Annotated in this window: 13 protein-coding genes, 2 tRNA genes and 5 pseudogenes; 15 read left to right on the top strand and 5 right to left on the bottom strand. The window is 45.6% G+C overall.

Annotated features, from left to right (window positions below; translation table 11 throughout):
- Positions 1–387: 387 nt before the first annotated feature.
- The 9 genes and pseudogenes from mscS to JBO43_RS14220 form a co-directional block, all read left to right on the top strand.
- Positions 388–1,251 (top strand): small-conductance mechanosensitive channel MscS, encoded by an 864-nt coding sequence (gene mscS / locus JBO43_RS14260; protein WP_202668794.1) that lies wholly within the window; start codon positions 388–390, stop codon positions 1,249–1,251.
- A 94-nt stretch (positions 1,252–1,345) separates the two neighbouring features.
- On the top strand, positions 1,346–1,672 hold the full coding sequence (locus JBO43_RS14255; protein WP_202668806.1) for a glycine zipper family protein: 327 nt from the start codon (positions 1,346–1,348) through the stop codon (positions 1,670–1,672).
- A gap of 621 nt (positions 1,673–2,293) precedes the next feature.
- Positions 2,294–2,698, top strand: coding sequence for an ion channel (locus JBO43_RS14250; RefSeq protein WP_202668793.1), 405 nt, complete (start codon positions 2,294–2,296; stop codon positions 2,696–2,698).
- A 261-nt stretch (positions 2,699–2,959) separates the two neighbouring features.
- On the top strand, positions 2,960–3,223 hold the full coding sequence (locus tag JBO43_RS23205; RefSeq protein WP_337926546.1) for an MgtC/SapB family protein: 264 nt from the start codon (positions 2,960–2,962) through the stop codon (positions 3,221–3,223).
- Between the two features lie 30 nt (positions 3,224–3,253).
- Positions 3,254–4,342, top strand: a complete 1,089-nt coding sequence (locus JBO43_RS14240) for an acyltransferase family protein (protein ID WP_202668791.1) — start codon at positions 3,254–3,256, stop codon at positions 4,340–4,342.
- A 71-nt stretch (positions 4,343–4,413) separates the two neighbouring features.
- Complete coding sequence (locus JBO43_RS23200; protein ID WP_407929814.1) at positions 4,414–4,842, top strand: helix-turn-helix domain-containing protein; 429 nt, start codon at positions 4,414–4,416, stop codon at positions 4,840–4,842.
- A gap of 132 nt (positions 4,843–4,974) precedes the next feature.
- Positions 4,975–5,772, top strand: a pseudogene (locus JBO43_RS14230) (IS5 family transposase).
- A gap of 391 nt (positions 5,773–6,163) precedes the next feature.
- A complete protein-coding gene (locus JBO43_RS14225; protein ID WP_202668789.1) occupies positions 6,164–7,114 on the top strand; it encodes a fimbrial protein in 951 nt (316 codons plus the stop codon).
- Positions 7,115–7,321: 207 nt separating this feature from the next.
- Positions 7,322–7,459 (top strand): annotated as a pseudogene (locus tag JBO43_RS14220) (helix-turn-helix domain-containing protein); the annotation flags it as partial.
- Positions 7,460–7,578: 119 nt separating this feature from the next.
- Here JBO43_RS14220 and JBO43_RS14215 read toward each other — a convergent pair.
- From JBO43_RS14215 to JBO43_RS23000, 3 genes and pseudogenes are all read right to left on the bottom strand, one after another.
- A pseudogene (locus JBO43_RS14215) lies at positions 7,579–8,565 on the bottom strand (IS3 family transposase); the annotation flags it as partial.
- The gene (locus JBO43_RS14210; protein WP_237730061.1) at positions 8,534–8,710 is read right to left on the bottom strand and encodes a transposase; all 177 of its coding nucleotides are present in this window, start codon (positions 8,708–8,710) and stop codon (positions 8,534–8,536) included. The gene JBO43_RS14210 and the pseudogene JBO43_RS14215, both read right to left, overlap by 32 nt.
- Complete coding sequence (locus JBO43_RS23000; protein ID WP_237730060.1) at positions 8,697–8,903, bottom strand: hypothetical protein; 207 nt, start codon at positions 8,901–8,903, stop codon at positions 8,697–8,699. Before JBO43_RS23000 ends, JBO43_RS14210 begins: the two co-directional genes overlap by 14 nt.
- Positions 8,904–9,017: 114 nt before the next feature.
- Between JBO43_RS23000 and JBO43_RS14205 the strand changes: the two are divergent.
- The 3 genes and pseudogenes from JBO43_RS14205 to JBO43_RS14195 form a co-directional block, all read left to right on the top strand.
- A pseudogene (locus tag JBO43_RS14205) lies at positions 9,018–9,703 on the top strand (IS3 family transposase); the annotation flags it as partial.
- A gap of 672 nt (positions 9,704–10,375) precedes the next feature.
- Positions 10,376–11,884: a group II intron reverse transcriptase/maturase gene (gene ltrA / locus JBO43_RS14200; protein ID WP_050863398.1), complete on the top strand. Its 1,509-nt coding sequence runs from the start codon at positions 10,376–10,378 to the stop codon at positions 11,882–11,884.
- 80 nt (positions 11,885–11,964) lie between these two features.
- Positions 11,965–12,423, top strand: a pseudogene (locus tag JBO43_RS14195) (IS3 family transposase); the annotation flags it as partial.
- Between the two features lie 2,073 nt (positions 12,424–14,496).
- Here JBO43_RS14195 and JBO43_RS14190 read toward each other — a convergent pair.
- A tRNA-Thr gene (locus JBO43_RS14190) sits at positions 14,497–14,572 on the bottom strand.
- Positions 14,573–14,574: 2 nt separating this feature from the next.
- Positions 14,575–14,650, bottom strand: a tRNA-Ile gene (locus JBO43_RS14185).
- Between the two features lie 1,620 nt (positions 14,651–16,270).
- Between JBO43_RS14185 and JBO43_RS14180 the strand changes: the two genes are divergently transcribed.
- The 3 genes from JBO43_RS14180 (at position 16,271) to JBO43_RS14170 (ending at position 20,083) form a co-directional block, all read left to right on the top strand.
- Complete coding sequence (locus JBO43_RS14180; RefSeq protein WP_202668787.1) at positions 16,271–16,642, top strand: YuaE family lipoprotein; 372 nt, start codon at positions 16,271–16,273, stop codon at positions 16,640–16,642.
- A gap of 11 nt (positions 16,643–16,653) precedes the next feature.
- Entirely contained in the window at positions 16,654–18,096 is a 1,443-nt protein-coding gene (locus JBO43_RS14175) for a hypothetical protein (protein ID WP_202668786.1), read from the top strand.
- A gap of 1,846 nt (positions 18,097–19,942) precedes the next feature.
- Positions 19,943–20,083 (top strand): hypothetical protein, encoded by a 141-nt coding sequence (locus tag JBO43_RS14170; RefSeq protein ID WP_202668785.1) that lies wholly within the window; start codon positions 19,943–19,945, stop codon positions 20,081–20,083.
- Positions 20,084–21,104 lie beyond the last annotated feature (1,021 nt).

Below are 21,104 nucleotides of genomic sequence, written 5' to 3'. Positions count from 1 at the left end.
GCTTGTTTAAAGCAGCTTGTAATCATCGTGGTGCCAAATTAAATCAGAAATGTAAATTTAATAAGTCGCAGCCAATTATTATCGCTTTTTAATATGGAGCTTTTGATGTATCCAGAGAACATCAGGTCGTGCACGCATTGCGGAGGAATTATTGCACCTGATGGGATGCGGTGTTCGCGTTGTCATGTCAAAAAATCATTTCCCGGATGGAGGAAAAGAGATGTGTTTGCGTGGGTATTGAGTGCCTTACTGCTTCCTTGCTTTGTTTTTTTTACCTTTTTTTATGGGTGACGGGTGTCGTTTTAAGTTTCGGAGAGCACGAAGATAATTATCTTAGATTGTTTGCAACTCATTCATAAGATGGGTGAACTTTAAATGGAGAAATAAATGAAAAAACTGAATGTTACGGATGAAGTGAGTAAAACAGGTGACTGGCTGATGAATAATCAGGGGTTACTGACAGAGTACGTGGTTAATATTATTGCAGTTGCAGTACTGTTAATTACCGGAATGATGCTGGCGCGTATTATCAGTTCTGCGCTGGAGAGGGTCCTCTCCGTGCGCGGGATTGACGTGACTGTGTCGGGTTTTCTGGCTGTAATTGTCCGCTATGCTATCGTGGCTTTTACGATCATTGCAGTACTCAGTCGTCTGGGCGTGCAGACAACATCAGTGATTGCCGTTATGGGGGCTGCCGGTCTGGCGGTTGGACTCGCCCTGCAGGGTTCGCTGTCAAACTTCGCGGCTGGGGTGCTTCTGGTGACGCTGCGTCCGTTGCGTGCAGGTGAGTTTGTGGATGTAGGCGGCGTGGCCGGAACCGTTGACCGGGTGAGTATTTTTTCAACCACTCTGCGCGCACCTGACAACAAAATTATTATCGTGCCAAACGGCAAAATCATTGCCGGTGACATCATCAACTTTTCACGCGAACCGCAGCGCAGGGTGGATATCACGGTATCTGTTGCCTGGTCTGCCGATATTGAAAAGGTGAAGCGCGTGGTGAGTGATGTGGTTACCGCCGATACACGGATTATCCAGGAAAACGGCGTGACTGTGCGGCTCAATGAGATGGCTCCGCCGGCCCTGAACTTCGTGGTGCGATGCTGGACGGATACCACACTTTACTGGGATGTCTATTTTGACCTGATGGAAACAATCAAATGCCGACTCGACGAAAACGGTATTTCAGCGCCACGTCCGCAGATGATCGATGTCAGCATCAATAACGGCGAACGGATAAATGAACACTGATCCATGCCTATCACTTGTAACCAGATGGTTATCAGGTCATTAAAAAGTCCACCAGACTCGATTAATTAAAGGAAATGAAGCAGTGAACCAAAAAATACTGAGCACGTTTGTGTTATTGAGTGCGCTGTTGCCTGCAGTATCTGCAGTGGCAATGGATAAAACAGCGACAGGCGCAGTTGTCGGTGCAACCGTCGGTGCGGTTGCCGGGAAGGATGTGAAATCAGCCGTAGGGGGCGCGGTTGCCGGTGCAGGCGTCGGAGCAATGACCAAAGGTGGTGACTCAGGCAAGGCAGCCCGACAGGGCGGTGCTGCTGGCGCAGCCACAGGGGCAGTCGTGGCAGCCGCGACGGGTAAAAGCGTTGTGAAAGGTGCTGTCACGGGTGCTGGCGCAGGCGGACTTGCCGGTGAGGCCCTGCACTGATAAACCTGACAGGGCAGCAATTATACTGCCCTGTATGCAGAACGCGTGGACTGGCAGCTTAAGGCTGTAAGGATAGCGCTCAGGACTTATGCGCCATCATATCCACTCGCACAGGGAAATTTATGCTCCCTTAATTAATCCTGGTGCTCTGAGCGGAAATAACGCCGGTGCCGTGATTCAGGGCGCCAATAAACACAAGAGACCAGACACCGCTTTCCGCCTCACTCGCGGAGGTTATCAATGTCATTCGCAGTGGCTGCGACGGTGCCCCGGGTTTAATTACGAAAGAAACCCGGATTGTATCAGGGATGTTATTCTGCAGTAATGATATTGAGGTGCTGCTTCACAAAGCGGAATGGTGTTTTGGCGTCAGACTTCCTGCTGATGAAAATGCTTTACGGTATCTCTTTTCCCTCCCGCCAAATGATTATCTTTTGATTCCGCAGTTGAGCCTGCCGCTCTTACTAGCATGGTTCGGGTGTGCTTTTGCGAACGCAGACGTGGGGGATTTTGACCCTAGACTTACAGCACTGTGTCTGAATGGCGGCAAATCGCTAACAGAGATGGATTCCAGACAGTGATCGCCCTGGACGCCATACGTAGTCGTTTTATGGGGAATATATGTTTTTACAGCTCTTATGGCTGGCTGCGCTGATGTCACTCATGGTGGTCACTCACACTCTCTGGAGCCTGCATATTCTCAGGCTTATACCCGGGAGGATAACCGATACTGTCAGGCTTGTTATGATGCTGGTACGCATCTGTGTTTCCATGCTGATGATTCATTTTATTGAGGCAACGTTTTTTGCTCTCTTCTATTACTGGCGTTCTGGCTTCAGTGATGTGACAACAGCCGTATATTTTTCGCTGGCAAGCTATGCCACTGTGGGCTATGGCGATGTAGTGCTGCCAACGCATCTGCGCATAATCGGTGCTGCAGAAGGTCTTGTCGGTTCATTGCTGGCTGGCTGGACGGTGGCACTCCTGTCCCGTGTACTGGGTACGCTCCGTCCCGGATCAAAATAGCATTTTCATGCCCCCTTACTGAATGAGTAACGTATGCGTCTGACTTTTACGACAGCAGAGAACCTGCGGTTTCCTTTTACGTTTGAAAAGTTAATAACCTGCCTGCTGTGTGGATTTGCCGTGGGGCTTGAGCAGCCTGCGCGGAAAACTGATGGGCATCAGAACCTCCAGGTGAGTTGTGCTCGGGAGATACTGCTTTCTCGCAATGCAGGGGACCGTAACAGTGGATGCCGCAGACAGGGCCCGCGTGTTTAGCCGTTAATTACCGGCCTGTGCTTTTTAGGGGTAGTAGTCATGATGACGCGAAATGGTGTCGTGACTGGCGCTACATCTTCCGCAACGGTCTGGATGATTGCGGCTACGGGGGAAATAACTGGTCTGGGCCTTTCTCACCAGGCCATCATTATGACCGTAATGGTTGTCGTTATTCTGGCTGGTGTCGACTACATGGAGCGTAAAGTCCTGAGTCTCCAGAAGGAGCGAAGGCAACATGAGAAAACATCGCGGCCCCGTCAGTACAGTTAAATTATCCTCTACCCAGTAAATAGCCTGAATATGCACTCAACACGAAATACCTTTTTTGACTTCCTGCGTCTGACCGCTGTTTTGCTTGTGATTACCTCGCACTACGCCTACATGTTTGATACCAGTCCCCTGATTACCTTCCCGCGCGAATATCTAACGGGCGGAATAGGCCGGCTTGGCGTCTCACTTTTTTTTATGATATCTGGCGCACTTGCATATGTTTCTCTTACACGTTACACAGCGAGAGAATATTACGTTAAGCGTGCCTGTTCTGTCCTGATACCTTACAACATCGTGTATTTTACCGCAGGCCTCACGCTCCTGGCCCTGGGGCTTTACTTCGGGTACCCGAAGAACCCGCTGGAGCAGCTGATTAAGGGAGAGAGAAGCGTTATCTCGTTCCTTCCCTCGGTCACAGGTGTTGACCATTACCTGCATGGCGTGTGGGGTGTGGAGACTGCATATCTTACCGGCGAATGGTTTATCGGGTGTATTATTTTGCTCTATATAATCGCACCACTGATTTTCCGGATACTGCAGGGGGCACCGGTAATGACCATGGCAGCAACGGTTGTTATCAGCGTACTTTGCTACAATGATACCCAGGTTAATCCATACTGGTCAGCTCATGTACGGATGAGTGATTTCACGTTTGGTATGTTTTTCATGCACTTTCTGCACTGGTTCCGTAAATGGCGAATTTTGCTTGCTGCTGCAGGCTGTGCAGTTATTCTGGCCGGAGGCATAACGGCCGCTGTGTCGCAGAAAACCATCAGGGAGATTCTCTTTCCACTTGCACCACAAAGCCTGATTTTTCTGGTGGCGTTTGTTTTTGTTTTCCATGCAGGTTATCCAGTCATTAACCAGGTTTTTGGCCGGCTCAGGCTGCAGAACGCAATATACAGGCTGGCCTCCAGAGCGTATATTATTATGCTCCTTCAGCATGTCGTGATTATTTTTATCAGCGCCAATATTAATATGGAAAAGTTGAATGTGGGGCAGGCTATATTGTTCTATGGACTGATACTGATAACAACTGAAAGAGTTTCGGTAGCACTGAAGATAGCTGTCATGCCAGCAGAAAGAATTATCGTGAGATACATGCTAAATAAATTTTAATATGACACTCGCGCGGAGCTCAAATTATTGTATGGATTGTACAGGGGGATATGTAAAATGAATGAGAAATTATGGTAGCCGAAAATCCAGGACTACATTCCTGTCGAACTTGCAATATTAGCAGAACCATTCATGACCTGCTTAACTGGATTGAGGCGAACATTCATCAGGTGCTGTCAGTGAATGATATTGTCATGAGGTCTGGCTACTCAAGATTCTATCTGCAGCATACATTCACATCTGTAATCGGTGAGCCGATAGCACGTTATATTCGTAGACGAAAAATGGCCGCTGCAGTGTGCTTACTTCGTAAAAGTGATGCCAGGATAGCAGACATCGCTTTCGGGCTTGGTTTCGATGATGTCTCAACCTTTTATCGCTCTTTCAGAAGGGAGTACGGTATTTCGCCAGGAGAGTGCCGCAAGCGTGCCATAGATCCTTCGGCACTTACTCTTTCCCATAATGCTGGCACCATAGTGGAGTCTGGTTACATAGTATAAATATGAACTCATCATTTTTGAAATTGATAAAGATCATCCCGGTGCGCATGAAACAAGGGATGAGTGAGACTAAGAGCCTATCCCAAAGGGAATTGTCGTATAATGGGTTACGATAATTTCTGAGAGCGAAGTATGGCTGACAACAAGTGGCAGATTAGCGATGACAACTGGGAAAAGATGGCTCCACTGCTCCCTGTGTACACAACCCGGCATCCGCTGGGGACGCATCGCAAGCGTGTGGATAATCGTGCCGCAATGAACGCCATTTTCTTCGTGCTCAGAACAGGTTGTCAGTGGAATACGCTGAATGCTACTGGCATTTGCTCACCAAGCTCAGCCCATCGTCGCCTTCAGGAATGGTGCGATACTGGAGTCTTCGAGCGCCTCTGGCAGAACGGTTTGCTGGCCTGTGAAAACCTGGACGGCATTGACTGGTCCTGACTGTCAATGGACGGCTGTATGACCAAATCGCCGCTGTCAGGAAAAAAACAGGCCGCAACCCCACGGACAGAGGGAAACAAGGCTTAAAGCGCAGCCTGCTGACGGACGCCAACGGGCTTCCTCTGTATCTGGTTGTCGCAGTAGCGAACGTGCACGACATCAAACTGGTTGCGGATACGCTCGATGCCCTTCAGACGGGACGTTCGGGGCAAAAATCAGACTCTGCCTGGACAAAGGTTACGATGCTGGCTGACAAAAAATTTTACAGATAAGCCGCTACGAGCCGCATATCCAGTCCCGTAAAGAAGAGTCAGATGCAATTAAAAACAAGGACTTCAAAGCCCATCGCTGGGTTGTAGAGAGAACTCATAGCTGCATGAATCGCTTACGCACTCTCCTGACCCGATGGGAAAGAAGACAGAAAATTACGAGGCCATGTTGCATTTTGCCTGTGGTCTTATCGTCTGGAATAAAGTCCTATTGATATAGGTTCTAAATAAATGAATCCTCATCTCTGTCTCCATCTGTTGAAGTTGTACCTTTGAGGAATACATCGTCCCTCCATATGTTCAAGGGGGAGAGATGATGATTTTATATGTATTTCGGTGTGTTGAGGTGCCTTTTTTTACCCTCCAGCAACTGATGTATAATGTTGCGCCTTTTGATAGACTATTTTTTGATTTACGCTCGATGCTTTTAATAACTCGATATAAGGTTCTGTTTATCCTAACAAAACAGAATTTTTATTGCGGTTAATGTATAGCAGGTGTTGTAGCGTGCGTTTAAAATGGCAAGCTCGTGTAAAACGTACTACGTTGCCAGTGAACGCACGCAATACCCAGTCATCGGTTATAGCCATTTCTGATGTGAGAACATTCTTATGAAAAACACAACATGTAAATATAAAAATACCCTTTTAATTTTTTTTGCATTTTTTTTCTTTACTTTCTTTCATTCATCCTATTCTGAAGCGGGGGCGATCAAATTAACACCCTCGACTAACTGCACACCTAAAGCGGGTTATACATGTTATGGGTATCAAACAGACCAGGTAGTTGATCCCTGGAATGATTCTTTCTGCAGAGGAACAAATTGCACAGTAATATTTATTTTAGCGATGGTACCATATCCTTCTTATTATATGAGTAATACTGCGGGCTTATATGGTTGCAACTACAACTACGGGAATATCAAAAATCTTGACACACTAAAAAATTGCACTTCAAATGTAAACTCATACATTCCCAATACGTTAACTAAAACATCTGGAAACATTTTGATAAAAGATACGGATGTGGGAAGTTATCCATACATATGTATAATGATATACACAAAAACTTGGGGTGGTTCTAGTTCTGTGAATGCCCTGGACAGAGGGCAATGTTCTTCTACATCTGTAACTCCTGCTCCAGCACCTGTCAGTTGCGTTGTAAATGCAGGCCAGACCTTGGACGTCCATCTCGGGGACAGTATTGACCGGATGCAGCTTGGGACCGTAGCGGGCGTTTATGGTGTCACCTCTAAAGACTTCAGCATTGTCTGCGCCAGTACCGCTACTTCGCAGGTTGCTGCAGACGCGGTTCTCAAGTTTACGTCGCTAACCGGGTCCGGGGGTGCCGCTATAGCCACATCAAATACAGGTCTGGGTGTCATGGCGACACTTGACCAGAAGCCCATTCTTAATAATACCGCCACAACAATGAACCTGACTATGGGTTCAAACCCTGTGCATATGGAGTTCACCCCTGTGCACCTGAGTAGCACCCCTGTCGAATCCATCGCCACGGGACCGTTTACTGCCTCAGCCACACTGGTGCTCACCTGGCAATAACTGATGGTCCAGCCCGGCATAAGCTAACTGACGTTTATGTCAGTCAGGCATTATTTTATGTCACGCGACTGACCAGGATTAGCACGTACATATAAATATACCAGCGCGCGAATTCAGATAATAAGTGTAACGCTCGGTCATGAGGGTGAGGAGGTGGTTAGCTGCTGATAAGCTATCCCTCTTTCTACCAAAGATGAGCGAGTAACCATGAACTACCAGCAGCTAACTGAGGGGCAACGATACCAGATTGCCCTGCTTTATAAAGAACATTGTAGTTATCGTGAGATTGGTCAGCGGGTAGATGTCAGCAAGCCTACTGTCTCCCGTGACCTCAGGCGTAATGGGATGCGTATTACCATGAAGGAGATCGATGAGTAACCGGCGTTTTTCAAGGTAGTTGTCGCTTTTTGTAATAAAGTTACGTTATGCCGCTACATTTTCGGGGTTAAGGTATACCTCATACCCCAGCGTTCCGGATGTTGTTGGCGGGCTAGTTGGTAGACCACTTTCCTTGCCGAAAGTATTCCGGTATCGGCACCTCGGTGACGTTCATCCGGTGTGACATATTTAATTCCGCTGTGCTTGTGTTCCTGGTTATACCAACCTACAAAGCGGGTGACCCATGCACGGGCATCATCGATATCCTGAAAGCCATTTTCAGGCCACCATGGGCAATATTTCAGCGTGCGGAATAGCGATTCAGAGTAAGGGTTATCATTGCTGACCCGGGGGCGAGAATATGAACTGATTACACCGAGTGCATACATTTTTGCGAGCATCATATAACTTCTCATCGGACCTCCGTTATCGGAATGAAGCACGAGATTTTGGGATGAACATTTTTCACGCCATATCGCTCTTTGCAGCAATTCTGCCGCATGCTTGCCGGATTCGCTGGCAACGACTTCCGCAGCGATAATTTTACGGCTGTAAATATCGACGATTATATAGAGATAAAAATGTTGTCCCCTGACCCTGGAGGCCAGATAACTAATGTCCCAACTCCAGACCTGATTGGGTCCTGTTGCTTTCAGTGCGTCAGGCCACGTATACCGGCTTTCGCGTGATCTTCTGGTCAACCGGTTAGCGTCTCTTAACACACGATAGAAGGTTGATTCAGAAGCAATATAAATACCTTTATCAGCCAGCGTCAGAACAATGACATTTGGCGGCAAAGATGAAAATTCTGGGGAATTGCATAATTCAAGAATTTGTTGTCTCTCTGCTTCCGACAGCTTATTCCGAGGGATCCCGTTACTTTTATCAGGCCTTCTGTCGGCCTTAATATGCTCACTGTCACCCCAGCGCTTAAGTGTCCGAATAGAAATGCCAATGCACTGGCAGGCGCGCGTTTTGGATGCTCCCTGACTGACCGCATCACCTAAAGGGATATGATTTTCTGCCGCTCCGAAAGAGGCATCAGTCTTCCTCGCTGTTGTCCCAGAGGGCATTGAACTTTTCCCTTAGCATCAGAAGTGCAGCTGCTTCTGCCAGAGCTTTATCTTTACGCTGAAGCTCTTTCTCTAACTCTCGTAACTTATTTCTTGCGTCACGCAATGCCCTGTCTGTTCGAATATTTCCGTCAGTTTTTTTCATGTGCCTGAATTGAGATAGCCCGCCATTCTTTAACCTGTTCAACAAACAATCCCATACGACGGCAATAATCAGCAAGCTCCATTTCTGACAGCGTAGCCGTGTCAAGAACAACAGAGAATCGACGTTCCGGTGTCCAGACCTCACCGTCAACGGAGGTAATCTTTTCATTTTTAGGTAAAAGTCCTTGCCCCACTAACTCACATCTCCATTTTGATACAACTGAGGCGCTGATCTTCAGCTTACGGGCTTGGACTGGCCCCGCCACGGTAGACGATCCAGCCCTATAGTTTGAGCATAGGAGGAGCGTATGGGCACACCACGATTTACACCTGAATTTAAGGAAGAAGCCGTCCGTCAGATAACGGAACGCGGTTATTCCGTCGCCGAAGTTTCTGACCGGCTGGGCGTTTCAGCACACAGTCTCTATAAGTGGTTGCGGGCTATTAAACCCGATAACAGCGAGCAACATGCACGTGATTTACTTGAAGCGAAAAGCGAGATCCTGAAGCTCAGGGCCCAACTGAAGCTCACTGAGGAAGAACGGGACATTCTGAAAAAGGCCGCGCGGTAATTTGCAAGGGAGCCCGGCTGAAGTACCGCTTTATCAATGAGCACCGCACTGTATGGGGTGTCATGACGATGTGTCGGGTGTTGTGCATTGCCCGGGCCAGGTTTTATGCGTGGCTGCATAACCCGGTCTCCACGCGGGATAAAGATAACCAGCGTCTGCTGACGCTCATCCGTGACTCCTATTCACTGAGCGGAGGCGTATACGGTTACCGCCGGGTTCATGGCGACCTGAACGAAATCGGGGATACCTGCGGTAAAAACCGGGTGGGCCGTATTATGCAACTGAACCGGATTAAAGCCGTGCGCGGCTATAAAGCTCAGCGTCGTATCGCTGGCAGACCTTCAGTGGTTGCGCCTAATCGTGTGCAGCGGCAGTTTACCGTTGTCCGGGCCAATCAGGTCTGGGTCACCGATATTACTTATAGTGTGCCCGGAGTTCAGGGCGAGCATGGACGCTCAAATGAACCACGAGTCTGTCTGGAATATTGAACCGGTAACTCACGATGAGAAACCCAACAATCCCACCGGGTGTGACGGTGGAGAACCTGAGCGGCAGTGACCTGCGGCATGCCCGCAGGGTGATGTAACCCGCTGACAACGGGGATTGAGGCGAGATCACTAAGCCGAGATGATCCTCAAGGTTAAGTACTGAAAGGCTGAAGAACATGAACCCGTTAATCCGCCTCTGTGGGTTGAAAACGTCACCACGGCCTACGTGATTTGACAGGCCGTGCAGGAGGAACTGGCAGTGCTACGTAAGCACTGCCGGTCGAAGGTGTTTTGACATGTATGCGAAACTCCGGGGCAGCAGCGTCTATCACGCCCGCGTTGCTGACTTCTGCCAACTTGCGGCAAGCAAGGATAAAGAGTGCGACGGGCAGCCTCCTCAGTATGTCTGAGTCCAGGCAGGTAAACCGGGGAAGGTCAGCGACGGATGTTAAGGGGGCATGGCTCCGATGACGCGCTGGCTGGCGGAGCTTCCGTAGTAGTCCGCGATGGGGAAAGCCCATTACATGGCGAAGGGAAGCAGTTTGAATGTGTTTGCGACGTGAATTAACTGACCTAACGAGGTGAAGACCTTTGATAATCAGCGAAATGCAACGCAAGCTTGCCACATGGGCAGCCACCGATCCGTCCCGACGGATTCAACGGCTGCTGCGTCTGATAACACAACCAGAATGGCTGGCTGAAGCGGCGCGGATCACGCTTTCATCAAAGGGGGCGCATACCCCCGGTATTGATGGCGTGAACAAAACAATGCTACAGGCCAGACTGGCTGTTGAGCTACAAATCCTCAGGGATGAATTACTCTCAGGCCACTACCAGCCCTTGCCCGCCAGACGGGTTTACATCCCTAAAAGCAACGGCAAACTGCGACCACTGGGTATCCCCGCGCTGCGGGATCGTATTGTTCAGCGGGCCATGCTGATGGCGATGGAGCCGATATGGGAGAGTGATTTTCATACGCTCTCATATGGCTTCCGGCCTGAGCGCAGTGTCCACCACGCGATCCGCACGGTGAAATTACAGCTCACAGACTGCGGTGAAACCCGGGGACGCTGGGTGATTGAAGGCGACCTGTCCAGTTACTTCGACACCGTACATCATCGACTGCTGATGAAGGCTGTACGCCGCAGGATCAGTGACGCACGTTTCATGACTCTGCTGTGGAAAACCATCAAGGCGGGACATATCGATGTCGGTCTCTTTCGGGCGGCCAGTGAAGGTGTGCCACAGGGCGGTGTTATATCGCCGCTATTGTCGAACATCATGCTGAATGAGTTCGATCAATACCTGCATGAGCGCTACCTGAGCGGGAAAGCCAGAAAAGATCGGTGGTACTGGAATAACAGTATCCAGCGGGGCCGAAGTACGGCGGTCAGAGAAAACTGGCAGTGGAAACCCGCGGTGGCGTACTGCCGCTATGCCGATGATTTTGTCCTCATCGTCAAAGGCACCAAAGCACAGGCGGAAGCCATCAGGGAGGAGTGTCGGGGTGTGCTCGAAGGCAGTCTGAAACTCAGGCTGAACATGGATAAGACTAAAATCACCCATGTTAATGACGGCTTTATCTTTCTGGGGCACAGGATCATTCGCAAACGAAGTCGTTATGGCGAGATGCGAGTGGTCTCAACGATCCCGCTGGAGAAAGCCAGAAACTTCGCCGCATCGCTGACAGCACTGTTATCAGGCAACTACAGTGAAAGCAAAGTCGATATGGCTGAACAACTCAACCGAAAACTGAAAGGCTGGGCCATGTTCTATCAGTTCGTTGATTTTAAGGCCAAAGTCTTCAGTTATATCGACCGTGTCGTGTTCTGGAAGCTGGCTCACTGGCTGGCCCGCAAATACCGTACAGGTATCGCTTCCCTGATGAGGTGGTGGTGTAAATCACCGAAACCGGGTCAGGGCAAAACGTGGGTTTTATTTGGTAAAACCAATCACGGCAAGCTCAGCGGCGAAATACTGTACCGGTTGGTGGGGCAAGGCAAGAAGCTGTTCCGCTGGAGGCTACCCGAAGGTAATCCCTATCTGAGGACGGAAACCAGAAACACGTATACATCGCGCTTTACAGAAGTGGCAATGGCGTTCGCCAGCATTTAAATGGAGAGCCGGATGCGCTGAAAGGTGCACGTCCGGTTCGGGGAGGAGAGGCAGGGAAATAGTCCGACTACGCCCTGCCTCTTACTCTACTCCGCACCTGGCAGGGCTGGCTGTATCTGGCGGTGGTTATCGATCTCTTCGCCCGTAACGTGGTTGGCTGGTCGATGAAGCCCACTCTCTCTCGCGAACTCGCGCTGGACGCGCTGATGATGGCCGTGTGGCGTCGAAAACCGGACGGCGAGGTTATCGTACATAGCGATCAGGGCAGCCAGTACGGCAGTGATGACTGGCAGCGCTTCTGCCGGGCCAATAACCTGGCGCCGAGCATGAGCAGGCGTTGCAACTGCTGGGATAATGCGGTGGCCGGATCGTTCTTCAGTTCACTGAAAAAAGAACGCATCAGGAAGAGAATAAACAAAACCAGGGATCTAGCCCAGGCGGATATCTTCGATTACATTGAAATGATCTACAACCGGGGCCGGCGCCACAGTCATCTCGGCGGCGTCAGTCCGGAGGCCTTCGAACAGGCCCCGTCGTGAGGACAGAATTAGTCTACGGGCGTGGGGTCAGTCCAGACATCTGACAGAAGCAATGAAGGACTGTGCTCATCGCGTGATGATTTTAGGGTAATGAGGCAGTTCACGAACACCAGTCCAATGACTCATAAACTTCTGATTTTTCATCGTTTATCAGGTTTTTTCTCGAAATTTCCATTGTTCTGCCTTACCGCGTCTCAGATGCTCAAAAAGCTGCGAAATAGGTTAACAAAAAGCCCCGGCGCCTGCCTGGTGAGGATGTGTAGTGACCGGTACTGGTAATACAGGCAAAAAGGATTTAGTCTGGGCCGCGATACCAGAACCTCCGCTCCTTAAACAACAGCGCGTTCAGCCTGCAAATTCTGGCTCCTGTGATGTATTTTTGGGCGAAATTAAAAAACTTACTTAGATACACGAAATTATTTTTTTACGCTTAAAAATACACAGAAAAAGACGTTAAATAACAAGGGCCGTGTGGAATAATAAAAAAAGCATATCCCTCCACAGGATGCGCATTACAACAATCTTTAAACAAACCATCGTTTGCCGCACTCCGTGCGGCTTTTTTTATGGTGTGCCGGGCATGTTCAGCAGCTCGGGGGAAAGTATCCTGTCCAGCCTGATAGTGGCGAAGGACTAGCGAAGCGCGAGGACGTCGTCGTGAGGCGGGGTCTGAAGGAAGCATAGAGCATAACCATGACCTGACACACAGGAATACCCGGCTAATGGCACAAGCCATTGACTGAGAGCGCCATAACCAACAAGGGTCGTTCGAGTAAGGCAGGTGTGTGGTGAAGGTGGTACGGATTACCCCGGGAAGGTTTGCATAGCGTTCTGCATTCAGGACTGAGTGCATCGTGAGGTGTGTTGATCATTATGCATAAGTCAGCAGAGGGCATAGTCAGGGAAACCCGAAGGCACGAACAGTAATGAGCGGTGAATACTACCATAGGTTCTGAGCGGTCATGCAGGAGAAAAAGCAATGCACCAGAGGTGAGCAGAAGAAGTGAGGCAGCAAAACTTGCGCAGTCAGGGGGCAGAAACCGTCCAGCGACTGTTAAAGTTACTCAGGGTCTTCCTCAATGCGGAGGGGGGCTGGTCAGTTCGCAGACAGAAGGGACACCGCAGGGGGCCCCGCTGTCGAATGTGTTGCTGGATGAACTGGATCGCTAGCTTGAAAAGCGAGGTCTGAATCATGTCCGCTACGCAGACGACAGCAATATCTACGCCAGAAGTGAAATAGCCGGTAAACGGGAGAAGGAAACAGTCACTCACTGGATCTGGATGGAGAAAAAGCTGAAACTGAAGGTTAACGAGCGGAAGAGCGCGGTGTCCCCACTGGGCTGACATAAGTCCTTGGTTAAAGCATCAGCGCAGGCAAAGGGAGAACGTGGGTTTTCATCGCTCCGGAAATAAAGCCGGGGGCGTAGTCTGGAACAGGTCACAGGCGAACTCAGGTTGTATCTGACGGGATGGAGGAACTTACTCTAGCCTGAATGAACTGCCGTCGCTGATGCACAACCTTATGAGTTTGGTAAGAAAGAGACTGCGCAGTCTGCTGTGAGAATAATGGAAGGAAAGACGAATGTGCTACAACGAGCTCAGAATAAGGGGTTTCAGTAAGGATCTCATCGCGCAGACCGTAGGTAGCAGCAACAATCAATGGCAGGTCAGTCAGTCAGTCGCCAGAGCTGTACAGAGCCCTGTCAAATAAGCTATTCAGATAAGTGGGCCGGCCAGATATATAATACAGGCGACAATAAACATATCTAAACCGACGTATACTGATCCGTACTGTGGTGTGTAAGGAGCCTGCTCGTGAGATCAGCTTCTATCACTATTTCGATTAAAAACTCCGCTCACGACGGATTTGAAAGTAAACTTTTAGCAAGGTTTCTTTTAATAAAGAATAAATCGCAAATTCAAAGAATTCCAGATTGACGAAAAAATTTGGGGTCTGCGGTGCCGGGTTCCTCCCTGTGGCAAGGCCAGTCCGACCTCTTCGCGCGAGCATAAAAAATGAGAACTATTTGACTGTGCGGCCCACAGCTTAGGAGAATTCACCACATATTGAATTGGTGCCGACTACCGGAATTGAACTGGTGACCTACTGATTACAAGTCAGTTGCTCTACCTACTGAGCTAAGTCGGCTCTGGTGGCCCTTGCTGGATTTGAACCAGCGACCTTGCGATTATGAGTCGCTCGCTCTTACCACTGAGCTAAAGGGCCGTAATAAATTGCAGTGCCGGGTGCCTCCCGGTGCACCAATCTTAGCCAGAATTGGCACGCATTCACGGATGCAAACGTTTAAAGCCAGCTAATAAGCCCCGCCGCATAGGGGGATTCACCGCAATTGAGATGGTGCTGCAGCACCATCTCAATTGCGAATAAAGAATATATACTCTTATTGTAAAAATAAAAGCAGAAAAATACCCACATTAATATGCAAAAATATATCAACATATAGTATCTATGGATCTTCCAATTTGCGTTGCGTACGAAGTGAAAAGCTATTGCTTCTGATAACTTGTAACAAATGTCAGGAGAACCATCAATGCTTTGAATCCTCACAATATGGGGGGAATAAGACCGCCTGGCGATAAAACAAACGAGGTAATATCGAATTGAGCGAAAAAGTAACGACTGGGAAGTAATCACTTCACGACCAAAATTTGTTGTCAGCATGGAAAAGGAACTCATCAGTTTGAGGAGATAATTAGTTACTGTTTATCTAAGGAAGAAAACATTGTGGTTTAACCGAGTGCAAAAAATCACATACAAATTTTCTTTCATTGCCAAAACTGCAAGCGGCACAGAAACCAATATCGGCAACGAATGCGGAAAAAAACGAATTTGTGGTTGAGTTTGATGAAGGTTTTTTAATTCCCATAAATTCATGCGACCAGGAACGAATAGATAGCTTATTATTACAATAAGCGATAAATATTATACATGGAAAAAATATTGAGGTGCTATGAAGCGTTAAACCTATTATTTATAACCTGTCTTTTGCTATCTAAAAAATAAAACATAAAATTCTCCTGACTGGCCAGTAGTTGCAGTAATCCGCCAGTTAGAAAAAAATCAGACTGCTTGTTGTCTTGTCGTCGAGTACCTCACCTTTACCACATCAACGACAACGACAACGACAACGAATGATGATAAAACTCGAAAAGAGAACCATCTGTTGATTGCGAAGAGTTGACAGCGGGCGTCGATTTTTTGTTGTTCTTGAAGCGGCAACACTGTCAGTAATGGAACTTATCGATTATTTCAGTCATATAAACGTATTTATCGAGCAGGTCAAAAAAATGGAATGTATTCTTTATTAAACACTATGAAATAAAAAATCCTGAACGCTGGGTTAAAATTTAAGTAATGTATAGTCACTTTATCTTGCGTCCGATAAAAACAGAGTGACGTTATTTTTTACAAAAAAACAACGACAACATTAATAAACGCTACTCAATGTTCCTCTTTATGGTAATACTTACAGGCATTGGTAACCCAACAAACAATATATATAATAATTAATAGTATAATATAGGCACCCATAAATATTATTACAGGCTGATGAGTGCTTTAGTATCAATGATTATTTATGCGTCTTTTAGCATCAAAGAGTAAATTAAGGAAATCTATCTGTGAATTATTTGTTGTGATCGCGTGTATATTATTGACTTGTAGTTTGTTTTTTTTTGTGCGTTTCCGGAGGGGGCTAGTGCGATAACATGCGCACCATATATAAAAGCACATCTAAAATTCAAAGCGCATATTAACATATTGAACGATTTGGTTTACGATGACTTTTTTCTGTAAAAAACAGTTGAATATTATCAGGAATAAAAAATGCCTAAGAAACCATTTATATTGTTTATGCTTATGTTTTGCGTCACGGGGTGTAGTCCTGTAACTGAAAAATCTAGAATTCGTGCAACCATTTACGGCGACAGAACATCATTTATTGACGTTCAGGCATGTATTAATGAAGCTGACGCACTATCAAAAATCAATAGCAAATATAACGAAGATATTAGTCACCTTCATAAATTGATAAAAGATATAAAATACTACGCATCAATTTCGAATACAATATCTTCTCACACTGAGGAAAGTGTGACTCGTTTTTATGAGCTCAATGTTTATAATGCATGTGATGCTATATCACAATCACTAATGTCTGAGCTAAAAGCTAAAACCATTTCAACTTCAAATAAATAAGCATAACTAAAATGAAATTGAAATTATCACTCATGTTTTTTATATTTTCCATACTAAGTGCAAAACCGGTATTTTCTAAAACTTCTGAAGATTTTTTAAAGAATATTGAGAAGGTGTCTATTCCTTCTGATAGTGAAGCTCGAGTGATGCAAAACACATCGGGAAATTCTTCTGAACCGCAAAATGTACAAAAAGTGCTACAGCCAACTCAATCTGCCCCATCTAAACCCAAAAAGCGCCTTCTTGGGCACAAATCTGCACGCACGAAATCAGGGGGAACTAAAAATAAGAACGTCAGTCATCTGACAGAAAAAATGCCGAAATCGCAAGATGGCATGAATGGAGCAGCTAGCAGTCAGAAAGAGTTTAAAGCACAGGTTAATAATGGTTCAGCCAAGAAGAACGCAACTGCCGTAGTCCCGGATAAGAACAGTTTTGAGGAAAAAAATGTTCTCTCAAAAAAGTTATACGCAATTGAAGAGCAGAAACTGAGGGCGGAGAGTACGATTCAAGACCTTAACATTCAGGTCGATATACTAACGAAGAATAACGCAACACTTACAGCCGATTTTAAAGAGAACGCTCTTCAGCTGGCAGAGGAGAGGAAAATTCTGCAGAAGAAACTGTCCATCCAAGAGAAGCAGAAACTTGAAGCAGAGAGTACACTGAAAGATCTTAGAGCCAAAGTTAACATTTTGACAGAGAAAAATGCAGCGCTTTCGGCAGGATCGAATAAAAACATCGTTCAATTAACGGCTCAGAATAAAGTCCTTGCGGCTAAGATAGCTGTTCTGGAAAACCAAAAAAACGAAATTAAACTTAATAGTCTAAATGAGGAAGGTTCATATTTTGAAAATGAACATCCACGGGCGACTAAACTTGTCACAGCTAGTGACAAATATTCATACTCGTTGGGTGTTGCTTTTTTTAAAAAAATAGAGAGCGAAGTATCACGCTTCTCCAGTGGAAATATTATCATTGGCGTAGATACTTTACTTCGTGGAATAAATGATGCTAATGAGGGTAAGCTATTACTAAGTGACACCATTGTCAAAAATACCATTCTCGATTATAACGATAAAATTAAAAAAGAAATCAGGATGTCAGTTTCTAAAATTAAAAAGGAAATAAAAGGTAAAAAATTTGTACAACTGAGTGAATCATCCTATTTAGTTGTCGTGAGGGAAGGTAAAAATAAATATATAAAAGATGAACTTATAGCTTTTGACGTCGAGGAAAGTTTTTTAACCGGGGGAGTAATAGTAAATAGTATGAATAATCATTCAAAGAATGATAAACAGGCTCCTCAATTTCTTAGTGAAGCTATCAGAAAAGGAGGTAAAGGCGGAATAGTGATGGTTTACGCTCTTGCTGCAGATTTTTATTCTCCTGAAGAGATCCCAAAAGGAGTTAATGCAACTAGTCCGATTAGGTTCACGCTGACACTTCGCTGAAAACTATTATTTTTTCAGAAATTTAAAAACCAGGGTTTATTTTAAATTACTAAACTGTAAGTCCCCTTCAGGGGACGATTTTCTGAATGTTTAGTAGTAGTTAATATTGTACGATTTGAAAGCGGTATAATGCAGTATTCGACCTTAATCCTTTACGCAGTAAAATCTCCTATGCTATTATATTGAGTCATTGGTACAACAAACGTCACACAAGCAGTCAGCGTTATTTCTGTAAAGTACTGTCTATTTTTCTGAATCGTGACGTCGACAGTTGTGATCTATATCGCGTCTGGCAAAGGCACTGGCATTGAGGTAGTTTCAATATAGTTGATTGTCTGCATTCTTTTCTTTCAACATTAAAAGTCACTATTAAATAGTTTTGATCGATACTATCCGGATTGATTGCCATATCCATTATCAACATCTTCGAGGCATTTTCGATATCGCTCATACCAGTTGACTAGTCAGGAACATGATTATCCAGAGCATCGGCGTTGATTGTTGTAAGGCAGTTTGCATTAATGATGCAATATGTTGATTTAAGCTTGACAGGCATCACTGACTTTTTTGTTCAGCGCGCTAAGCAGTTCTCTATATTTGACTCCTGTGTCCTATACTTGCAGACAGAGCTGTTATGCTGCAAGTCTGTAATTGTGTTGCTCTGAATTTCAGGCGTGATATAGGCGCTCATCACTCAATCAGTAGACTGTGTGTACTGTTTCCGAGATTCTCCTCACTGTCATTGCGGGCGCGTGTATGGTTGCTTATCCACTCATGATATTCACATTCTTCATCTATATATTTGGCAGTCACGTCTCTTACCGCTTTAAGCGACATATTGAGACGACTGACTGCCAGCGCACATTAAGGGGGAACATTGTGTGGCTGACGTGATGGTTCGCATGAGCCCAAAGTTATGTACATATCAAGTAATAATTCCCCATTACAACAGCATTTATCCCGAAAAAAAGAGCAACTGCTGGCGGTCTGATTTTGTAGGTCCCTATAAAATATATTATTGTATCTCTACACTGCAGTGATATTTTACAGCTGACAGAGATTGTCAGATGGTATTCCGGCGTGGATGAGTATTTTTGTTGAGCATGTCTTGATATGAAAACTCAGTAGTATACTTCTGTCGGAGAGGGCAGCTGTACTCATGCACACGAACAGATAACATCATCAACTGCTCAGGGGTCTGCTCCTGCTGACTATCAACGGTGTCACAGAGCGCAACGTCGTGTTTGAAGTCTTAACCAAATATGACAATCCGGACATCATACCCGTTCACCTGGCTTCAAGCGCAGGGCAACTGTAATGCAACTTATCAGGTTGAGATAAGTTCCTGTGAGCCATTAGCTGTCATGAAGACCGAAAGGCATCTAAAAATATGGGGGTGCCCATATTTTGTCCAGTTATTTTGGGACTTTTAAGTGACTCAGTTAACCGTGATGATTGTTCTTTTTTAAATGAAGGAAAGTCCATAATAACCCTTTTGACTTGCATGTTATAAGATATACTTCGAGAACAGTATGATTTGTGTAAAGTCTAAACCTGTATATCCTGTTGGTTTTCAAGCAAGGGTTTCGCCGCACTAATGTGCGGCATTTTTTTAAAAAATATCATGGTATGCTAACTGTATGTATGCTCTGAATGTCTTATTCTTTAACTGACATCCTGTTAACGTCGATGTGTCGAGCAGACCCGATCCTGACTAATTAAAATGAAGGACATTGCTTTACTTAAAACATTTCCTCAAAGAAAGGAATGCTATTCCTTTTCCCAACTAAGGCAATAAATTGTACCATGATTTAACTCGGGATTTTGACGATAAATGAATCTACTCATGTCAGTTTTACTTTTTTTCTGCGTTCTTGCAACTTTCGGTGGTGCCAGTAGTGAGATTAAGATGGAATTAAAAAACCGCCCTTTAAGAAAAAAAGAATGTAAAATAAAAAATTCAGCAGAAGTTAATTTAAGAAACTGAATGTAAGATAAACAATGCATTTATTCTCACCTAACAAACAAAAATTAGAATTTTTCTTATAACTTATGACTCACTCTTAATTCTAGCATGCGGCGAAAAAAATACAGAGATATGGATGTGCTTAACAAGCCCGAGCAATATAAAATTAGCACACCGATTACCACATGTATGGTTATATTAATAACAATCTAAGCATACATGATAAATTCATTTTCCAGTTCTAACGTATGATGACGGTTTTTTTATGCATCGAGCATGAGCAGAGAATTTTTTCGTATCCTAATGTGTTCGTACCAGACGAGCATCACAACGCTTTTCATACATGTGATGGAATTAAAACACATTGAAAATGTGTGATTATGATTTCTAATTTCAGTACGCCTCATTTTTTCTTACGGCCTTTTATAACGCGTCTGTCTCAAAATAATTATATTCAATAACACAGAACTCACCAATAATTAACAATGGTTTTATTAATTTTTCTTTTTAAGTCATGTCCGAAGCCAGCGAAAGCATTTCATGCTGCGATGTGTCCCTTTGACTCGCAAGCTACAGGATTTGAGTTCAGTACTTTCTCAGGTATCTTACTCCACTTTACGTGATTTGATATACAACTCCTGACAGGAATGAGCAGTGTTTTCAGCTAGTCACTACTGGTTAAGAACACCGAGGTTTTAGCATGCAAACATCCTGTTATTATGAAAAGATATGTGCCACAGCTCAGATTGAAGTGGCGGTGCACAGACCTTGATAAGCCAATCGCGGAATCAGAATCCGTTTTACTGGAATCTGATTCCGGACACAAAAAGGTTGTTCATAATCGCAAGGCTATCGATGCGTTATGGCGAGAGCCGGGAGTGTCGCTTACTTTGCGCTATGGCATAATTTGTTGCCCCCCCAGAGTTCATTCCTGATACACCGTTTACAGTATGTCATGTGTTACATTATGAAAAAATATGTTATTTTAGTTGAGTAATTTCATTTCTATTAAAATTAGAGTTTTTACGCTGAATGCCGTGCA

The organism is Lelliottia jeotgali, assembly GCF_016771845.1.
GTDB classification, from domain to species: domain Bacteria; phylum Pseudomonadota; class Gammaproteobacteria; order Enterobacterales; family Enterobacteriaceae; genus Enterobacter; species Enterobacter jeotgali.
This window is presented reverse-complemented; position numbering and strand designations above follow the sequence as displayed.

Excerpts from the sequence above, each read along its gene's own strand:
- mscS (WP_202668794.1), top strand. The coding sequence starts at position 388 with ATGAAAAAACTGAATGTTACGGATGAAGTGAGTAAAACAGGTGACTGG.
- JBO43_RS14250 (WP_202668793.1), top strand. The coding sequence starts at position 2,294 with ATGTTTTTACAGCTCTTATGGCTGGCTGCGCTGATGTCACTCATGGTG.
- JBO43_RS14240 (WP_202668791.1), top strand. The coding sequence starts at position 3,254 with ATGCACTCAACACGAAATACCTTTTTTGACTTCCTGCGTCTGACCGCT.
- JBO43_RS23200 (WP_407929814.1), top strand. The coding sequence starts at position 4,414 with ATGGTAGCCGAAAATCCAGGACTACATTCCTGTCGAACTTGCAATATT.
- JBO43_RS14225 (WP_202668789.1), top strand. The coding sequence starts at position 6,164 with ATGAAAAACACAACATGTAAATATAAAAATACCCTTTTAATTTTTTTT.
- JBO43_RS14210 (WP_237730061.1), bottom strand. The coding sequence starts at position 8,710 with ATGAAAAAAACTGACGGAAATATTCGAACAGACAGGGCATTGCGTGAC.
- ltrA (WP_050863398.1), top strand. The coding sequence starts at position 10,376 with ATGCAACGCAAGCTTGCCACATGGGCAGCCACCGATCCGTCCCGACGG.
- JBO43_RS14180 (WP_202668787.1), top strand. The coding sequence starts at position 16,271 with ATGCCTAAGAAACCATTTATATTGTTTATGCTTATGTTTTGCGTCACG.
- JBO43_RS14175 (WP_202668786.1), top strand. The coding sequence starts at position 16,654 with ATGAAATTGAAATTATCACTCATGTTTTTTATATTTTCCATACTAAGT.
- JBO43_RS14170 (WP_202668785.1), top strand. The coding sequence starts at position 19,943 with ATGTCAGTTTTACTTTTTTTCTGCGTTCTTGCAACTTTCGGTGGTGCC.